General features: G+C 67.8%; 19 protein-coding genes. 12 read left to right on the forward strand and 7 right to left on the reverse strand.

The features are described from left to right. Positions 1-52: 52 nt before the first annotated feature. The gene (locus tag U4Z64_RS34175) at positions 53-1,129 is read right to left on the reverse strand and encodes a YeiH family protein (RefSeq protein ID WP_321822331.1); all 1,077 of its coding nucleotides are present in this window, start codon (positions 1,127-1,129) and stop codon (positions 53-55) included. 112 nt (positions 1,130-1,241) lie between these two features. Here U4Z64_RS34175 and U4Z64_RS34180 point away from each other — a divergent pair, with 112 nt between their 5' ends. From U4Z64_RS34180 to U4Z64_RS34215, 8 genes are all read left to right on the forward strand, one after another. After that, positions 1,242-2,135, forward strand: coding sequence for a LysR family transcriptional regulator (locus U4Z64_RS34180; protein WP_321822332.1), 894 nt, complete (start codon positions 1,242-1,244; stop codon positions 2,133-2,135). Between the two features lie 164 nt (positions 2,136-2,299). Further along, the gene (locus U4Z64_RS34185) at positions 2,300-3,064 is read left to right on the forward strand and encodes a sugar phosphate isomerase/epimerase (RefSeq protein WP_321822333.1); all 765 of its coding nucleotides are present in this window, start codon (positions 2,300-2,302) and stop codon (positions 3,062-3,064) included. A gap of 28 nt (positions 3,065-3,092) precedes the next feature. Then, complete coding sequence (locus U4Z64_RS34190) at positions 3,093-4,085, forward strand: sugar kinase (RefSeq protein ID WP_321808965.1); 993 nt, start codon at positions 3,093-3,095, stop codon at positions 4,083-4,085. A gap of 165 nt (positions 4,086-4,250) precedes the next feature. Beyond that, entirely contained in the window at positions 4,251-5,531 is a 1,281-nt protein-coding gene (locus tag U4Z64_RS34195; protein ID WP_321822334.1) for an MFS transporter, read from the forward strand. 5 nt (positions 5,532-5,536) lie between these two features. After that, positions 5,537-6,502, forward strand: a complete 966-nt coding sequence (locus U4Z64_RS34200) for an NAD(P)-dependent oxidoreductase (protein ID WP_321822335.1) — start codon at positions 5,537-5,539, stop codon at positions 6,500-6,502. Positions 6,503-6,823: 321 nt separating this feature from the next. Next, positions 6,824-7,867, forward strand: coding sequence for a LacI family DNA-binding transcriptional regulator (locus U4Z64_RS34205; protein WP_321808962.1), 1,044 nt, complete (start codon positions 6,824-6,826; stop codon positions 7,865-7,867). 54 nt (positions 7,868-7,921) lie between these two features. Continuing rightward, complete coding sequence (locus U4Z64_RS34210) at positions 7,922-8,710, forward strand: YhfC family intramembrane metalloprotease (protein ID WP_321822336.1); 789 nt, start codon at positions 7,922-7,924, stop codon at positions 8,708-8,710. 13 nt (positions 8,711-8,723) lie between these two features. Next, complete coding sequence (locus U4Z64_RS34215; RefSeq protein WP_321822337.1) at positions 8,724-9,086, forward strand: DUF3022 domain-containing protein; 363 nt, start codon at positions 8,724-8,726, stop codon at positions 9,084-9,086. A 60-nt stretch (positions 9,087-9,146) separates the two neighbouring features. Here U4Z64_RS34215 and U4Z64_RS34220 read toward each other — a convergent pair whose 3' ends face one another. Together U4Z64_RS34220 and U4Z64_RS34225 are read right to left on the reverse strand one after the other, a co-directional pair. Further along, positions 9,147-9,578 (reverse strand): PGDYG domain-containing protein, encoded by a 432-nt coding sequence (locus U4Z64_RS34220; RefSeq protein ID WP_321822338.1) that lies wholly within the window; start codon positions 9,576-9,578, stop codon positions 9,147-9,149. 132 nt (positions 9,579-9,710) lie between these two features. Continuing rightward, a complete protein-coding gene (locus U4Z64_RS34225) occupies positions 9,711-10,256 on the reverse strand; it encodes a Spy/CpxP family protein refolding chaperone (protein WP_321822339.1) in 546 nt (181 codons plus the stop codon). A 338-nt stretch (positions 10,257-10,594) separates the two neighbouring features. Here U4Z64_RS34225 and U4Z64_RS34230 point away from each other — a divergent pair, with 338 nt between their 5' ends. Both U4Z64_RS34230 and U4Z64_RS34235 read left to right on the forward strand, forming a co-directional pair. Continuing rightward, a complete protein-coding gene (locus U4Z64_RS34230) occupies positions 10,595-11,059 on the forward strand; it encodes an Lrp/AsnC family transcriptional regulator (RefSeq protein ID WP_006481526.1) in 465 nt (154 codons plus the stop codon). A 445-nt stretch (positions 11,060-11,504) separates the two neighbouring features. After that, positions 11,505-12,605, forward strand: coding sequence for a saccharopine dehydrogenase family protein (locus tag U4Z64_RS34235; RefSeq protein ID WP_040144221.1), 1,101 nt, complete (start codon positions 11,505-11,507; stop codon positions 12,603-12,605). A 9-nt stretch (positions 12,606-12,614) separates the two neighbouring features. Here U4Z64_RS34235 and U4Z64_RS34240 read toward each other — a convergent pair whose 3' ends face one another. Genes U4Z64_RS34240 through cydX form a run of 3 tightly spaced genes read right to left on the reverse strand, consistent with a single transcriptional unit; the run spans position 12,615 to position 13,557 of the window. After that, entirely contained in the window at positions 12,615-12,761 is a 147-nt protein-coding gene (locus U4Z64_RS34240; protein ID WP_321822341.1) for a hypothetical protein, read from the reverse strand. A 35-nt stretch (positions 12,762-12,796) separates the two neighbouring features. After that, entirely contained in the window at positions 12,797-13,414 is a 618-nt protein-coding gene (locus tag U4Z64_RS34245; protein WP_044848242.1) for an AAA family ATPase, read from the reverse strand. Beyond that, on the reverse strand, positions 13,411-13,557 hold the full coding sequence (cydX, locus tag U4Z64_RS34250; protein ID WP_321822340.1) for a cytochrome bd-I oxidase subunit CydX: 147 nt from the start codon (positions 13,555-13,557) through the stop codon (positions 13,411-13,413). Before cydX ends, U4Z64_RS34245 begins: the two co-directional genes overlap by 4 nt. A 184-nt stretch (positions 13,558-13,741) precedes the next feature. Here cydX and corA point away from each other — a divergent pair, with 184 nt between their 5' ends. Beyond that, positions 13,742-14,719: a magnesium/cobalt transporter CorA gene (gene corA / locus U4Z64_RS34255; protein ID WP_044848267.1), complete on the forward strand. Its 978-nt coding sequence runs from the start codon at positions 13,742-13,744 to the stop codon at positions 14,717-14,719. 18 nt (positions 14,720-14,737) lie between these two features. On the opposite strand, the gene U4Z64_RS34260 is transcribed toward corA, so the two are convergent. Next, complete coding sequence (locus U4Z64_RS34260; RefSeq protein ID WP_124485447.1) at positions 14,738-15,025, reverse strand: YciI-like protein; 288 nt, start codon at positions 15,023-15,025, stop codon at positions 14,738-14,740. 453 nt (positions 15,026-15,478) lie between these two features. On the opposite strand from U4Z64_RS34260, the gene U4Z64_RS34265 reads away from it, so the two are divergent. Continuing rightward, positions 15,479-15,967, forward strand: coding sequence for an aminoacyl-tRNA deacylase (locus U4Z64_RS34265; RefSeq protein ID WP_044848239.1), 489 nt, complete (start codon positions 15,479-15,481; stop codon positions 15,965-15,967). Positions 15,968-16,193 lie beyond the last annotated feature (226 nt).

Below are 16,193 nucleotides of genomic sequence, written 5' to 3' on the forward strand. Positions count from 1 at the left end.
CCGCGGGACCTTCCCGTCGGGCGCGGCGCGTGTCGCGGCGTGGCTGCGCGGCTCAGCCAAGCCAGCGCTGTACCGCCCAGGTGATCGCGTAGCCGCCGGCGATCAGCCACACGTACAGGATCAGGCCGGTGGTCAGCGCGCGCGGGCCGGCCTCGCGGATCTGCGACACGCGGGTCTCGATGCCGAGCGCGGTCATCGCCATCGTCAGCGCGAAGGTGTCGAGCAGGTTCAGCGTGTGCGTGACATCGGCGGGCAGCACGTTCAGCGAATTGACGATCACGAAGCCGAGGAAGCCGAGCGCGAACCACGGCACCGCCACCTTGCGCTTGCCTTGCGCGCCGTCGGCGGTCGCATCGGCCGAGCGCGCGGAGCGGGCGAGCCACCAGCCGAGCGCGAGCAGTACCGGCACCAGCAGCATCACGCGGGTCATCTTCACGATGGTCGCGACGTGCGTGACTTCCGGACTGATGTCGCTCGCCGCGCCGACCACCTGCGCGACCTCGTGGATCGTGCCGCCGAAGAACAGGCCGAGGCCGGTCGGGTCGAGGTTGAGCAGGCCGGCGTGATACGCGAACGGGTACAGGAACATCGACAGCGTGCCGAACAGCACCACGCTGCCCACGGCCATCGCGCTCTGGTGCGGCTTCGACTGCAGTGTCGACTCGAACGCGAGCACGGCGGCCGCACCGCAGATCGCGCTGCCGGCGGCGGTCAGGAGCGCCGCGTCGCGATCGAGCTTCATCACCTTCATGCCGACCCAGGTGCCGATCGCAAGCGTGCTGACGACGATCAGCACCGACACCGTCAGGCCCGGCAGTCCGACCTGCGCGATCTCCTGCAGGCTCACGCGCAGGCCGAAGAACGCGACCGCGATGCGCAGCAGCTTGCGCGCGGAAAAGTTGACGCCGGCCGCCCAGCTCGCGGGCATGCCGTCGCGCAGCGCGTTGCCGTACAGCGCACCGGCGACGATGCCGACGATCAGCGGCGACAGGCCGAGCCCGGCGATCGCCGGAAGTTCGGACAGGCTGGTGACGGCGGCGGCGAACAGCGCGACGAACAGCACGCCGTTCAACTGGCCGCGCAGCGACGGCGCGGCGTGGCTGAGATGAGGAGTCGGAGCAGTGGACATGGGGCACCGTGATGAAAACAGGTTGCGATGGCCTAATCCTAATTTGGTTATATCGATATGAGAAATTGTGATTTGTGACGTAAACTATCCGGAAAGCCGATAATTCATCCCCATGACCCCGGATCAACTGATAACGTTCGCGGCCGTCGCCGAACATCTGAACATCAGCCGCGCTGCCGTGGCGCTGCATCTTTCGCAGCCAGCCGTGTCGGGCCAGCTGCGCCTGCTGCAGGACGAGTTCGGCGAGCCGCTGTACCAGCGTGACGGCCGCGGCATCCGCCTGACGCCGGTCGGCGAACAGCTCGCGCAGTACGCGAAGGCCCAGCGCGACACGTTCGCGCAGGCGCGCGCGTTTCGCGACGCGGTGCGCGGGCTCGACGCCGGCACGCTGCGGATCGGCGCGAGCACGACGCCGGCCAGCTACCTGCTGCCGTACCTGATCGCGGCGTTCCAGCCGCGCGTGCCGCGGGTGGCGATCCACACGATGAGCGGCAACACGGCCGACGTGGTCGCCGCGCTGGCATCGCTCGACATTGCAATGATCGAAGGGCCGCCTGGCGAGGCGCTGCCGCCCGGCACCGCCGTGCATGCATGGCACGAGGACGAGATCGTCGCGGTCGTGCCGGCCGGGCATGCGCTCGCCGCGCCCGAGTACGAAGCCGGCGTCACGCTCGAGGCACTCGCCGCGCATCCGCTCGTGCTGCGCGAGGAGGGCTCCGGCGTGCGGCAACTCGTGGAACGCGCGTTCGCGCACGGCGGCGCGCCGATGCGTGTCGCGTTCGAGATCGCCGGCGTCGAGGCCGTGAAGGAGGCCGTGCGCGCGGGGATGGGCGTCGGCTTCGTGTCCGCGATGTCGCTGCGTCACGAGGATGCGGTGCTCGTGCCGCGCTCGCTCGCCCCCGCGCCGCTCACGCGTCATTTCTCGATCCTGGTGCCGCACGGCGCGGCGCCGTCGCGCGTGGCCGCCCAGTTCCTCGACATGTGCGTCACGCGCGACGGCGAGTAGGTGGCGCCGACGCTGGTCGGGCGCAGCCGAATGCACGTGCGCAAGCGCCGTTCCGCGCGGCGGCCCGTCCTAGGGATTTCCTCTATGGCGTGCGCCTGAAGCGAAGCGCACCATCCGTCTCAAGCAAATGGAACCGGTTCCATTCCGGAAAAAAAAGGGCAGACATGGCAGACATCGTGATCGTGGCGAGCGCATTCGGAATGGACCGCGTGCGTCAGGAGGGCCACCGTGCATTCATCGCGACCGCGGCGGCATCCGGCGCGACCGGTTTCGAGGTGCGGCGCGAACTGTTCGCATCGGACGACGATGCGACGCCCGGCGCGCTGGCCGAGCTCGGCACGGCACTCGCCGCGCAAGGGCTGTGGTCGGTCTATTCGACGCCGGCCACGTTGTACACGGAAACCGGCGCGCTCGATGCCGACGCGCTGCGCGACACGCTCGTCGAAGCCGACGCGCTCGGCGCGCGCTTCGTCAAGTTCCAGCTCGGCGGCTTCGCCGGCGACGCGCACGCAGCCGAGATCGTCGCGCTGTCGCGCGGCGCGCGTGCCCGCGTGGTGGTCGAGAACGGCCAGTTGCCGGTGGGCGGCGCGCTCGCGCAATTCAGCGGGCTGTTCGCGGCGCTGGCAGAGGCGGGCGCGCCCGATGCGCTCGGCATGACGTTCGACATCGGCAACTGGCAGTGGCCGGGCGAAGCGCCGCTCGCATGCGCGCACGCACTCGCGCCGCATGTGGAATACATTCATTGCAAGGCGGTCGTTGGCGAGGGCGCGCGCCGTTTCGCGGTGGCGCCGGCGGCGGGCGACACGCTCGTCACGGGCGTGCTCGCGGCCCTGCCGCAAGCGGCGCCGCGCGGCATCGAATTCCCGTTCGATGCGGCCGACCTGGCGGGCGATGCCGGCCGGCGCGTCGCGTGGCTCGCCGCCGCGTGACGCCCGAAGGATACGGAGGAATGCACTCATGAAGGCAGCACTCGATGTCGTGACCTACGGCGAAGCGATGGCGATGTTCGTCGCCGCCGAGCCCGGCCACCTCGCGCACGCCGCGCAATTCACGAAACGGATCGCGGGCGCGGACCTGAACGTCGCGATCGGTCTGTCGCGGCTCGGCTTCCGGGTCGGCTGGATGAGCCGGGTGGGCCGCGATTCGTTCGGCGGCTACGTGCTCGACACGCTCGCGCGCGAAGGCATCGACGCGTCGTGCGTGACCGTCGATCCGCGCTATCCGACCGGCTTCCAGCTGAAGTCGCGCAACGACGACGGCAGCGACCCGACCGTCGAATATTTCCGCAAGGGCTCGGCCGCGAGCCACCTGTCGTGCGACGACTACGTGGCCGACTACGTGCTCGGCGCACGGCACCTGCATTTGACGGGCGTCGCACCCGCGATCTCCGCGACGTCGTGCGAGCTTGCGTTCCGGCTGGCGCGCGAGATGCGTGCGGCCGGCAAGACGATCTCGTTCGATCCGAACCTGCGCCCGACGCTGTGGCCGTCCGCCGACGTGATGGCGAAGACGCTGAACGCGCTCGCGTCGCTCGCCGACTGGGTGCTGCCGGGCCTGGCCGAAGGGCAGCAGCTCACCGGGCACGACACGCCGGCCGACATCGCGGCCTTCTACCTGGCACAGGGGGCGCGCGGCGTGGTGATCAAGCTGGGCGCCGAGGGCGCGTACTTCCGCACGGCCGACGGCCGCGAGGGCACGGTGGCGGGCGAGCGTGTCGCGAACGTGGTCGACACGGTCGGCGCCGGCGACGGCTTCGCGGTCGGCGTGGTCAGCGCGCTGCTGGAAGGCCGCTCCGTCGAGCAGGCGGTCGCGCGCGGCAATCGCATCGGGGCGCTCGCGATTCAGGTGATCGGCGATTCGGAAGGTTTGCCGACCCGCACGGCGCTCGATCGGCTCGAAAACGTCAGCAATCGCGCCGATCGCTTAGAGGAAACCGTCACCGCGCAATGAGAGGCCGGACACGGCACAATCCGCGGACCCAATTCGTGCTTCGTGCACGGTTTTGCATGAGGCCGGAGCAGGCGCCATCGCGCCGACGCCGGTCGATTCCCGAAAGGACGGGAGCGGAGCCGGGCGTTTGACCCGCCCACTCCGATCACCCAAGGAGACACTCTGATGGCAGCCAATCTCGCAGCACGACGCTGGTGGACGATCATGCCGATCGTGTTCATCACCTACAGCCTCGCTTACCTCGACCGCGCGAACTACGGGTTCGCGGCCGCAGCCGGCATCAACCAGGACCTCGGGATCAGCAAGGGCCTGTCGTCGCTGATCGGCGCGCTGTTCTTCCTCGGCTACTTCTTCTTCCAGATTCCGGGCGCGATCTATGCGGAGCGCCGCAGCGTCAAGAAGCTCGTGTTCGTCAGCCTCGTGCTGTGGGGCGCGTGCGCGGCGCTCACGGGGGTGGTCACCAACATCCCGTCGCTGATGGCGATCCGCTTCGTGCTCGGCGTGGTCGAGGCGGCGGTGATGCCGGCGATGCTGATCTACATCAGCAACTGGTTCACGAAGAACGAGCGCTCGCGCGCGAACACGTTCCTGATCCTCGGCAACCCGGTCACGGTGCTGTGGATGTCGATCGTGTCGGGCTATCTCGTGCACGAATTCGGCTGGCGCCACATGTTCATCGCCGAAGGCGTGCCGGCCATCATCTGGGCCGTATGCTGGTGGTTCCTCGTGCAGGACAAGCCGGCCGATTCGCCGTGGCTCACCGCGCAGGAAAAGCGCGACCTCGACGCCGCGCTCGCGGCCGAACAGGCGGCGATCAAGCCCGTGCGCAACTACGGCGAGGCGTTCCGCTCGCCGGCCGTGATCAAGCTGTGCGCACAGTACTTCTGCTGGAGCATCGGCGTGTACGGCTTCGTGCTGTGGCTGCCGTCGATCGTCAAGAACGGCTCCGAGCTCGGGATGGTCGCGACCGGCTGGCTGTCGGCGTTGCCGTACCTCGCGGCGACGATCGCGATGCTGGTCGCGTCGTGGGCGTCCGACAAGGTCGGCTCGCGCCGCGGCTTCGTGTGGCCGTTCCTGCTGGTCGGCGCGGCCGCGTTCGCCGCGTCGTATGCGCTCGGCTCGTCGCATTTCTGGATCTCGTATGCGCTGCTGGTCGTTGCGGGCGCCGCGATGTACGCGCCGTACGGCCCGTTCTTCGCGATCGTGCCGGAACTGCTGCCGAGGAACGTCGCCGGCGGCGCGATGGCGCTGATCAACAGCATGGGCGCGCTCGGCTCGTTCGTCGGCTCGTATTTCGTCGGCTACCTGAACGGGGCGACCGGGTCTCCCGTCGCATCGTATGCGTTCATGAGCGTCGCGCTCATCGCCGCGGTGATCCTCACGCTGTCCGTCAAACCCCAGGCGCGCGATGCGCACCCGCTCGCGACGCCGCTGCAAGGAAAATGAAAACGATGAAGCCTCGTATCGTCGCGTACAAGCCGCTGCCCGATGACATTCTCGCGTACCTGCGCGAGCATGCGGAGCTCGTGCAGGCCGACGGCGCCGACGCGCTCGCCGACGCCCTCGGCGACGCGGACGGCGCGATCGGCGCGAGCCTGAAGGTCACGCCGCAGATGCTCGATCGCGCGCCGCGGCTGAAGGCCTGGTCGACGATCTCGGTCGGCTACGACAACTTCGACGTCGCGGATCTCACGCGGCGCGGGATCGTGCTCGCGCATACACCCGACGTGCTGACCGAATCGACCGCCGATACCGTGTTCTCGTTGATCCTCGCGTCCGCGCGGCGTGTGGTCGAACTGGCGGAGTGGGTGAAGGCCGGCCACTGGCAGCGCAGTATCGGCCCCGATCTGTACGGCACCGACGTGCAGGGCAAGACGCTCGGCATCGTCGGGCTCGGGCGGATCGGCGGCGCGGTCGCGCGCCGCGCGGCGCTCGGCTTCCGGATGCAGGTGCTGTACACGAACCGTGCCGCGCACGCCGAAGCCGAGACGCAGTACGGCGCCCGCCGCGTGACGCTCGACGAACTGCTCGCGCAGTCGGACTTCGTGTGCCTGCAGGTGCCGCTGTCGCCGGAAACGCATCACCTGATCGGCGCGGCCGAATTCGCGAAGATGAAGCGCGGCGCGATCCTGATCAACGCGTCGCGCGGGCCGGTGGTCGACGAGGCCGCGCTGATCGACGCGCTGCGGGCCGGCGCGATCCGCGGCGCGGGGCTCGACGTGTTCGAGAAGGAGCCGCTGGCGGCGGACTCGCCGCTGCTGCGGATGAGCAACGTCGTCGCGCTGCCGCATATCGGCTCGGCGACCCACGAGACGCGCCATGCAATGGCGCGCTGCGCCGCGGAAAACCTGGTCGGCGCGCTGGCCGGCACGCTGCGCACGAATCTCGTCAATCCGGACGCGCTCGCGCGCGTCTGAGCGGCGGCGGCCGGCCGGGGGCCGCCGCTGCCGTTAGAGTCGATGGTCTTGGTGCGGGAGGGCAGGCTGCGTTATGATCGCCCGCTCGTCGCGCATCGACGACCCGGCCACGCGGCCGGCGGCGTCCGGCGGCGGGCATCCGCGCCAGCCCGGTGCGGCCGATCGCCGTGCGTGTCAGGCGACCGGAGCGGGCGCGAATGCGCCGGCTTCGATCGACCGCGAAGCAGGGGAGCGGCGGCGTGCGCCGGGTGGCTTTCGTATCCAACAACAAAGGTCCGTCCGCACACGAAGCGGCGCGGATCGTACGTCGCGAGGCACGACTTGAGCGATTCGCAACCTTCCACGCAGCGTCCGGCGACGATCAGCGACGTCGCACGCGAAGCCGGCACGGGCAAGACCAGCGTTTCGCGCTATCTGAACGGCGAGACGCACGTGCTGTCCGCCGATCTGCGCCAGCGGATCGAGACGGCGATCGCGCGCCTCAACTACCGGCCGAACCAGATGGCGCGCGGGCTGAAGCGCGGCCGCAACCGGCTGCTCGGCATGCTCGCGGCCGACCTGACCAATCCCTATACCGTCGAAGTGCTGCAGGGCGTCGAGGCCGCGTGCCACGCGCTCGGCTACATGCCGCTCATCTGCCACGCGGCGAATGAAGTCGAGATGGAGCGGCGCTTCCTGCAGCTGCTCACGACCTACCGGGTCGAAGGGCTGATCGTCAACGCGCTCGGCGCCGAGGAAGACGTGCTGCGCCCGCTGCGCGGCGGCGGCATCCCGGCCGTGCTCGTCGACCGCACGGTCGAGGGCTTCGAGGCGGACCTGATCGGGCTCGACAACACCGATGCGATCGAGACGGCGCTCGCGCACCTGATCGCGCGCGGCTTCGATGCGATTCATTTCGTCGTGCAACCGTTCGAGCACGTCAGCTCGCGGCGCCTGCGCGAGGCCGCGTTCCGCGCGGCGCTCGACGCGCGCGGGCTGCCGGTGCCGCCGACGGTCGTGCTCGACCTGAACGAGCCGGCCGCGGCCGCCGCGGCGCTCGCCGACCTCGACGCGCGCGTCGACGCGGCCACGCAGCGCGGCGTGCGGGCGGCGCTGTTCGCCGCGAACGCGCCGGTCGCGCTCGCGATCGCGCGCCACCTGCGCGCACGCTTCGGCGCCGCGTGGCAGGAACAGGCCGCGCTGCTGTCGATCGACGATCCGGAGTGGGCCGAGCTGATCGGCATCACGACGATCCGCCAGCCAACCTACGAGATCGGCTACAAGGCCGTCGAATTCGTGCACGAGCGCATCGACGGCGCGGTCGGCGACGTGCGCGTCGCGATGCTGCCGGGCGAGCTGATTGCGCGCGCGTCGACCGCAAGCTGAGTATCATGCGGGGCACGCGGCGCGTCAGGTGCGCTGCCCCGAACAAGGAAATTCATGACTGTCGCTCCCGTCACGCTGGCGGTGCTGATCGCCGCCACGCTGATCATCGCGCTACTGCCGTTCATTCTCTTCCGTATCCTGCGCAAGCCGCTTGCGCTCGACCGCCGCGACACGATCGTCGGCGTCGCCGTCTTCACGCTGTTCGCGATGATCGTCGAACGTGCATTCCATGGCCTCGTGCTGAGCCAGACGCCCGCCGGCGGCTGGCTCACGCAGCCGCTCGCATTCGTTGCGTACAGCGCGCTCGCGACCGCCGTGTTCGAGGAAGTCGGCCGTTATCTCGGGATGCGGTTCCTGAACCGCCGCTACGGCGCGTCGGCCGGCGACGGGCGCGGCATCGGCTACGGGATCGGCCATGCCGGTGCCGAAGTCTGGTTCGTCGGTGTGCTCGTCTGGGGCCAGTGGTCGTATCTCGCGTGGCTCGCGAGCCGCGGGCAGCTCGAGACGCAGCTCGCGGACCTGCCGGGCGATACCGTCGTGCGGCTGCACGTGATGCTGGCGACGCTGTCGGCACAGTCGATCCTGCTGTTGCTGATCGAGCGCTGCGCGGCGTTTGCGGTGCAGCTCGCGCTGTCGGTGCTGGTCTGGCGCGGCGTGCGTGCCGGCCGCGCGGGCGTACTGCCGCTCGCGATCGTGCTGCATGCGCTGGCGGCTGCACCGGCGTTGCTGTACCAGGTGCGCGTGCTGCCGGCCGGATCGCTCGAGGCCGTGTATTTCGTGCTGGCCGCGATCCTGGTCGCCGTGCTGGTGAAGACGTGCCGGTCGCCGCGCACGGCGGCCTGACGGGAGAGGCGGAATGGACGACTATCTGATCGAATGCCAGAGCGCGGAATTCGACGCGCTCGCGCGCGTGATCTGCGATCTCTTTCCGGAGCAGACGCGTTTTGCCGAAAGCAGCGACGAACGCGGGCGCTTCCTGTCCGTGCAGTGGCTCGCGATGCGTTTCGGTTCGACGCCGAAACGGATGACGCTCGATATCCGCATCGTGCCGGCCGCGCTGGCGCGCTATCTGGCGCTCAGGCAGATGCAGCGCGCCCGCAGCCACGCCGTGCTGCATGCGTACACGGAAGCGATGCTGGGCTCGCTCGAGGAGCGGCACGCGGCGGGTGAAGCCGTCGAACGCGACGCGGAACTCGAACTCGACGAAGACTTTGCGTGAGCGATGACGTCGGCGCGCGCCGGCACGATGCCGGCGCAGCGCGTGTCACGCGACGCGCGCTTACGCGTCGCGATAAACCTGCGCGAAGCGCTGCGCCTGCACGACGCCATAGTCGCCGGGTGCATATTGCATGACCCAGTCGCCGGCCATGCCGCTCAGCGTGTCGCCGTTTTCCGAGCGGACGATCGTGAACGGCTCGTCCATGCGGCGGGCGAGCACGACGGCCGGCCGGTTCCGGTAGGCGCCCGGCGCGCCGGGCGCGAGCGCCGGATCGGCGGGCAGGTACTTCGCGTCGAAGCGCGCGCGCGACACGACCCAACGGTCGCCGGTCGAGCCGGTGATCAGCGCGTCGCCCGCAACATAGCGGTTCGGGCCTTCGAGGCTCATCAGTTCGCCGTCGGCATCCGCGAATGCGACCGTGACGGTTTCATCCTTCACGACGCGACGGGCCTGCGGGTCGGTACGCAGATCGATGTGCTTGAGTTCGAGCATGGCAGGGGGGAAGTGCGGGAAAAGCCGGGAGCTTATCCCGAATCCGGCGCGCCGTGTGACGCGCCGGATTCCCGGCGGGATGCGCGACGCCGTTCGGCCCGGACGGGCAGCGCGGCGCCGGCGGGGCGGACGTCAGGGTTGCGCGGGCGCGCTGGCGGCCGGCGCGGCTGCTGCCTTGCCTTCCTTGCTCGCGGCTTTGCCCTTGCCGCGGTGTTCGCCGCCGTGGTGCAGCCAGCTGCGGAACGTCGTGTCGGCGAGCGCCTTCTGGTCGGCCGGGAAGCGCTCGTAGAGCGGCGCGAATGCGTCGGCGAGCTTTTTCGCGCCGTCCGCGTTCGCCTGCGCGAGTTCCGCGTACTGCTTCATGTCGTCGACCGCGGACACGTTGTGGCTTTCCATCCGGGTGCGATAGAGGCGGCCCATCGTGTCGCCGTTCTCGCGCATCGTGTCGGCGAACGTCTTCCATTGCGGTTCCTGCGCCGACGTGATCTTCAACTGGTCGTGCAGGTACTTGATGCGCTGCTCGATGCGCGCTTCGTGGCGCGCCGCACGCTGCTCGGCGCTCGGGGCCGACGCGGCCGTTGCCGCCGCCGGAGCGGGCGTCTGCGGTTGCGGCGGGGTTTGCGCGAATGCGCTGGCTGCAACGGCGAGCGTAGCGAGGGTGAGCGAGATATTCTTCATGGGTGGCTCTCCGGGGTGGTGTCGTGCGAGCGGGCGCGGCGGTCAGTGCCGCGAGCGCGCATCTCGCGTCGCACCTTATTAGTAGCACGTTGCGTGCAGTGCAGCAGCGAAAGCGACACTTGCTTACATCCGATACGAATCGAAATTGAAAGGGACATGGCGAAGGCGACGATCGACGGTGTTCGATCGGCGCGTCGGGCGCCGCGCGCGAACGAGGCGGGGCGATGCGAACGCGTGAACCCGTGACCGCGTGCGATGTCGTTTGGGCGCACCGGCGTTCGGCGCTATCATCGCGTCACGTTCCATTTCGCCGGCGCGTTGCACGCCGGCCCAGCCTCATGCGTCCTCCTCGCCTCGACCAACTCGACGACCTCGACCGGCAACTCGTCGCGCTGCTGCAAGCGGATGCGCGCGCAAGCGTCGCCGATCTCGCGCGACAGCTCGACGTTGCCCGCACGACGGTCGTCGCGCGCATCGCGCGGCTCGAGCGTACCAACGTGATCGCCGGATACAGCGTGCGGCTCGGTCAGGACGTGCTCGACGCGAGCATTTACGCGTACGTCGGCATCATTCTCACGCCGAAGTTCGGCAAGGACGTGCTGCGCAAGCTCGACCGGATGCCCGAGGTGCAGCTGCTGTGTGCGGTGAGCGGCGAATACGACTATGTCGCGTGGTTGCGTGCCGATTCGCCGGAACGGCTCAACGACCTGCTCGACCAGATCGGCACGCTCGAAGGCGTCGAGCGCACGACGACGTCGATCATTCTGTCGCGCAAGATCGATCGCGGCACGATCGGCGGATGACGCGTTGCATGCGGTGTCGCGTGTGACGCCGCGGCGCGATTCGATTCGTCGCGCAGGCTTTTCCTCCTTTCCCTTCCCTTGATGCCTTGATGCCCGCCGCCTGCGCTCGCCGCGGGGCGTGGCGTTGCCTCGCGCATCTGCACGCGCGCGTCGTTGTGTCGAATGCGTGCCCGGGCGCGCGCAACGATTGATTCGCCTGCCATGTCCCGCCTTGCGTGTTCCTTCCTGTCCGTCCACACGCGTCGATCGCGGCCCGTCTGCGGCACGTCGTATACGCATTTTTTAGATGATTTGGTCGTTGTGACGAAATGTGTGGTCATTTCGTCGAAAGTATCGGTCGTTTCGCATCATTCTTCGTCTTGGAACTGATTTTGCACGTCCCTAAACTGTGTTCATGGCTCGACGCCGTACACCAACACCAAACCCATCATCAGGAGATAAGCGCATGAAAATCGCCATCGTCGGCGCAGGTCTGATCGGCCACACCATTGCTCACATGCTGCGTGAAACGGGCGACTACGAAGTCGTCGCGTTCGACCGTGACGCTGATGCGCTCGCCAAGCTGTCGCGTGAAGGCATCGCGACGCAACGTGTCGATTCGGCCGACGCCAATGCGATCCGTGAAGCCGTGAAGGGCTTCGATGCGCTCGTCAACGCGCTGCCGTACTACCTGGCGGTCAACGTCGCCGCGGCGGCCAAGGCGGCAGGCGTCCATTACTTCGACCTGACCGAAGACGTGCGCGCGACCCACGCGATCCGCGAACTGGCCGACGGTTCGGACCGCGCGTTCATGCCGCAGTGCGGCCTCGCACCGGGCTTCATCGGCATCGCCGCGCACGAGCTCGTGAACGGCTTCAGCGAAGTGCGCGACGTGAAGATGCGCGTCGGCGCGCTGCCCGAGTATCCGACCAACGCGCTGAAGTACAACCTGACGTGGAGCGTCGACGGCCTGATCAACGAATACTGCCAGCCGTGCGAAGCGATCCGCGACGGTCGCAAGCAGTGGGTGCAGCCGCTCGAAGGCCTCGAACATTTCTCGCTCGACGGCACCGAATACGAAGCGTTCAACACGTCGGGCGGCCTGGGCACGCTGTGCGAGACGCTGTCGGGCAAGGTCGAGACGCTCGACTACAAGTCGGTGCGCTATCCGGGCCACCGCGAACTCGTGCAGTTCCTGCTCGAAGACCTGCGCCTGTCGAGCGACCGCGACACGCTGAAGTCGATCATGCGCCGCGCGGTGCCGTCGACGAAGCAGGACGTCGTGCTCGTGTTCGTCACGGTGACGGGCGTGAAGGACGGCCAGCTCGTGCAGGACGTGTTCACCCGCAAGATCTTCGCGAAGGACGTGTGCGGGATGCACATGAGCGCTATCCAGATCACGACGGCCGGCGCGATGTGCGCGGTGCTGGATCTGTTCCGCGAAAAGAAGCTGCCGCAAAGCGGTTTCATCCCGCAGGAAAAGGTGTCGCTGAAGGCGTTCCTCGCGAACCGCTTCGGCAAGCTGTACGAAGGCGGCACGATGGAGCGCGTGCACGAAGTCGCCTGACGATCGGTCTCAGGCACGAGGGCCGTGCGACGCCGGGAGCGCAACAGCGCTTCCGGCGTTTTTTTTGACGAGCGCGTCGAAGCCCGTCACGGCTTCACGGATCGCATTGCCGTCGGCCGAATCGACACGTTGCGTCGCGATGCCTTCACGCGACATGGTGAAGCGACGAGGAGCAGGGCGGTGCGCGCCGCTCAGGCGGGCAGCGGCGGGACGATCGTTGCCGCCGGCGGGGGCGGCACGATGCGGTACAGCAGCGCATCGATGTCCGCGTCGGACGGTGCGGTGTTGTCGAACATCACGATGCCGTCGCATTCGTGGCCGGTCGGCACGAAGCGGCGTTGCCGGTATTCGTCCCAGTGCGCGAGCTTGTACGCGTCGTTCGGATTGCCGCGCGCGACGATCCGCTGGTGCGCGACGTCTTCCGAGGTGTGGACCCACACGACCGTCAGCGCGACGTCCGGCCCGATGCCGAGCCACGTGCGGTCGAGGATGCGCCGGTCACGCACTTCGCGCGACAGCGGGCCGACCACGAGCGCGCCGATGCCGAGCGCGAGGTTCTCGCGGGCCGTGTCGAGCAGGCCCTGGTATTCGGGATCGCGCAGATGCTTCAGGTAGAGCGGGCTGTCGCGGTCGTTCGGATCGGAGGTGAGGGCGCCCATCGCGGCCGAGCTGTAGCGGCCGTAGAGCGTGTCCTTGTCGAGCAGGCAGAAGGCTTCGCCGGTCGCGCGCATCAGCGGCCCGATCAGCCGCTTCGCGAGCGTGGTCTTGCCGGTGCCGGCATGACCGCAGAAGAACACCAGGTGCGTCACGAATACCGGCTCCCCGAATTCGTGCGCGGTGCGGCGGTGCGCTTGCCGTCGCGCGAGAACACTTCCGCCTCGAGCCACATCGCGTTGATGATGCCGAAGCCGAGCGCCACGCCGATGCCGAGTATCCACGAGAAATACCACATGGGTCTGTCTCCTTGAAGGTTGGGCGGCACGGCCGTGCCGTGCCGTGCACTTGTCGAAGCGATGCCGTGCGCGAGCCGCGGCGCACGCAATCCGATCATGACCAATATCGGCGTGCCGCGCAAGCCGGGCCGCCCGTGCGGCAACCCGGTAAACTGGTGCGATAACGGCAACATGACGGACATCATGCTGATCAACTGTGCTGCATACCAGGACGGCCGCAAGCTGGCCGATATCGATATCGACGCCATCAGCGAATACGTGTCGAAACCCGAGTGTTTCGTATGGGTCGCTCTGAAGGATCCGACGCCGGACGAGATCGACCTGATGGGCGAGGAATTCGGGCTGCACGAGCTCGCGCTCGAGGATGCCCGCAAGGGGCATCAGCGGCCGAAGATCGAGGAGTACGGCGATTCGCTGTTCGCGGTGCTGCACACGGTCGAGCTCGACCACGACGGAGAATTCAATGTTGGCGAGCTGAACGTGTTCGTCGGCCCGAACTACGTGCTGTCGATCCGCAACCATACCGAACAGGACTTCCGCGCGGTGCGCAAGCGCTGCGAGCGCGAGCCGCATCTGCTGCAGGAAGGGTCGGCATTCGTGTTCTATGCGTTGATGGATCAGGTCGTCGACCGCTATTTCCCGATCCTCGAGACGCTCGGCAACGAGCTCGAGGAACTCGAGGACCGCATCTTCACCAAGGCCACGCCCGCGTCGTCGCGCGCGATCATCGAGGATCTCTATTCGCTGAAACGCCGGCTCGTGATGCTGCACCAGCACACGGCGCCGCTGATCGAGCCGCTCGCGAAGCTCACCGGCGGACGCATTCCGCAGGTCTGCAGCGGGATGGAGCATTACTTCCGCGACGTGTACGACCACCTGCAGCGGATCGTGAAGACGATCGAAGGGCGGCGCGAGATGGTCGTGACCGCGATCCAGGTCAATCTCGGGATGATCTCGCTTGCGGAGAACGAGGTGACCAAGCGGCTCGGCTCGTTCGCCGCGCTGTTCGCGATACCGACGATGATCGCCGGCATCTACGGGATGAACTTCGCGAACATGCCCGAACTGCACCTCAAGTACGGCTTCTACGGCTGCATCGGCGTGATGGTCGTAGCCGATCTCGCGTTGTGGTGGCGCTTCAAGCGGGCGGGGTGGCTGTAGCCGTGGCCCCGTGCACCGTCAGCGCGGGGCGTGCTTGCCGACCACGACGCGCCACGGACGCACGCGCCAGGACTTGACGAGGCCGTTCTGCACGTAGGGATCGGCGCGCGCGAACGATTCGGCGGCTTCCGGCGAATCGCCTTCGAACACGAGCACGGCCTGGTCGGCCGGATCCTGCAATGCGCCTGCGAGCACGAGTTCGCCGCGTTCGGTTGCCGCCCGCGCGAGTGCGAGGTGCTCGGCGCGGTACTGTTCGCGCCGGGACAGGTAATCGTCGACGAGTTCGTAGATCAGCTGGTAATGCATGGTCGCTCCCGGAATCGGCCGCCGCGGGATGGCGGGTGTTGGCTCAGTATAGGGCGAGGTTCGGTCTTTGTCGGCGCGGTTTGCGGCGGCCTCGTGGGTGCGTGGCCGGCCGAGCCCCGGCGGCCGACGACGACGGTTTTCAGGTCTCGACGCTCTTCCTTAAAATGCAACTAACGGTCTGGCGCAGATCCGCCGTCACATGTGGTGGGGTCCTCGTACGGGAACCGTTACCGCCCGTTGCGTCTCGTTGTGTCTTCAGGAAAGGCGGGGCAGGCAGACATGTTCCATGCGGATTCCGGGCCCGGATTGCGCGCGCCGGAAAAAGGGGGCCGAAGCCGGGGCGAGCGTCGGTGCGGGCGCCGTGCGAGGGCGTTTCCATTGGCCGCAATGCGACCTATGCTGAACAAACCCGGAGCGAACTTCGTTCGTCCGATTCGTCCAGAGAGGTGTGCCATGCCTGTATCAGCCACCCTGCAGGATTGCCTGCGCCAGAAGTCATCGCGGTACGAAGTCGTGTACCACCCGTATAGCCATACCAGCATGGAGACGGCCGCCGCCGCGCATATCCCCGGCGATCGCCTCGCGAAAACCGTGCTGCTCGAGGACGACGAAGGCTACGTCGCCGCCGTGCTGCCGACGTCGCACGCGGTGCGGCTGTCGGACCTCTGGGTCAAGACCGGCCGCCATCTCGTGCTCGCCAGGGAAATCGAACTGCGCGAACTCTTCAAGGATTGCGACCTGGGCGCGTTGCCGCCGGTGTGCATGGCGTACGGGATGAAGACGTTCCTCGAGGAACATCTCGCGCAGCAGCCGGAAGTGTATTTCGAGGCCGGCGACCACGAAGCGCTGATCCACATGATGCAGGATGAATTCCTGTCGCTGATGGAGACGGCCGAGCGCGCGCATTTCTCGCACAAGATGCAGGGGATGTGGTTGTCCTGATCGTCCTGTCGCGGGCGGTTTGCGGTGGTTGGAGACGGCGTCTGGCGGGCGGCCGTCGGGGGCATTGCGTGCCGCAGGTTTTTGCTGAGGCTTGGGTTCACGCTGCAAAAAGCGGTGGCTGCGCGTGACCGGTGAGGAAGGATTCGGGCGGTGTCTGGCGGGGATTTCAGGGGTGTTTTCGGGTAAATTTATGATTTGACATAATCTCAATTATCGACATGACTGG

The sequence above is a fragment of the Burkholderia sp. BCC1996 genome (genome assembly GCF_905339955.1).
Lineage (GTDB): Bacteria > Pseudomonadota > Gammaproteobacteria > Burkholderiales > Burkholderiaceae > Burkholderia.

What these genes read in the sequence shown, in the direction of transcription:
- U4Z64_RS34175 (WP_321822331.1), bottom strand. Translation starts at nt 1,129, where the DNA reads ATGTCCACTGCTCCGACTCCTCATCTCAGCCACGCCGCGCCGTCGCTG.
- U4Z64_RS34180 (WP_321822332.1), top strand. Translation starts at nt 1,242, where the DNA reads ATGACCCCGGATCAACTGATAACGTTCGCGGCCGTCGCCGAACATCTG.
- U4Z64_RS34185 (WP_321822333.1), top strand. Translation starts at nt 2,300, where the DNA reads ATGGCAGACATCGTGATCGTGGCGAGCGCATTCGGAATGGACCGCGTG.
- U4Z64_RS34190 (WP_321808965.1), top strand. Translation starts at nt 3,093, where the DNA reads ATGAAGGCAGCACTCGATGTCGTGACCTACGGCGAAGCGATGGCGATG.
- U4Z64_RS34195 (WP_321822334.1), top strand. Translation starts at nt 4,251, where the DNA reads ATGGCAGCCAATCTCGCAGCACGACGCTGGTGGACGATCATGCCGATC.
- U4Z64_RS34200 (WP_321822335.1), top strand. Translation starts at nt 5,537, where the DNA reads ATGAAGCCTCGTATCGTCGCGTACAAGCCGCTGCCCGATGACATTCTC.
- U4Z64_RS34210 (WP_321822336.1), top strand. Translation starts at nt 7,922, where the DNA reads ATGACTGTCGCTCCCGTCACGCTGGCGGTGCTGATCGCCGCCACGCTG.
- U4Z64_RS34215 (WP_321822337.1), top strand. Translation starts at nt 8,724, where the DNA reads ATGGACGACTATCTGATCGAATGCCAGAGCGCGGAATTCGACGCGCTC.
- U4Z64_RS34220 (WP_321822338.1), bottom strand. Translation starts at nt 9,578, where the DNA reads ATGCTCGAACTCAAGCACATCGATCTGCGTACCGACCCGCAGGCCCGT.
- U4Z64_RS34225 (WP_321822339.1), bottom strand. Translation starts at nt 10,256, where the DNA reads ATGAAGAATATCTCGCTCACCCTCGCTACGCTCGCCGTTGCAGCCAGC.
- U4Z64_RS34230 (WP_006481526.1), top strand. Translation starts at nt 10,595, where the DNA reads ATGCGTCCTCCTCGCCTCGACCAACTCGACGACCTCGACCGGCAACTC.
- U4Z64_RS34235 (WP_040144221.1), top strand. Translation starts at nt 11,505, where the DNA reads ATGAAAATCGCCATCGTCGGCGCAGGTCTGATCGGCCACACCATTGCT.
- U4Z64_RS34240 (WP_321822341.1), bottom strand. Translation starts at nt 12,761, where the DNA reads ATGTCGCGTGAAGGCATCGCGACGCAACGTGTCGATTCGGCCGACGGC.
- cydX (WP_321822340.1), bottom strand. Translation starts at nt 13,557, where the DNA reads ATGTGGTATTTCTCGTGGATACTCGGCATCGGCGTGGCGCTCGGCTTC.
- corA (WP_044848267.1), top strand. Translation starts at nt 13,742, where the DNA reads ATGCTGATCAACTGTGCTGCATACCAGGACGGCCGCAAGCTGGCCGAT.
- U4Z64_RS34260 (WP_124485447.1), bottom strand. Translation starts at nt 15,025, where the DNA reads ATGCATTACCAGCTGATCTACGAACTCGTCGACGATTACCTGTCCCGG.
- U4Z64_RS34265 (WP_044848239.1), top strand. Translation starts at nt 15,479, where the DNA reads ATGCCTGTATCAGCCACCCTGCAGGATTGCCTGCGCCAGAAGTCATCG.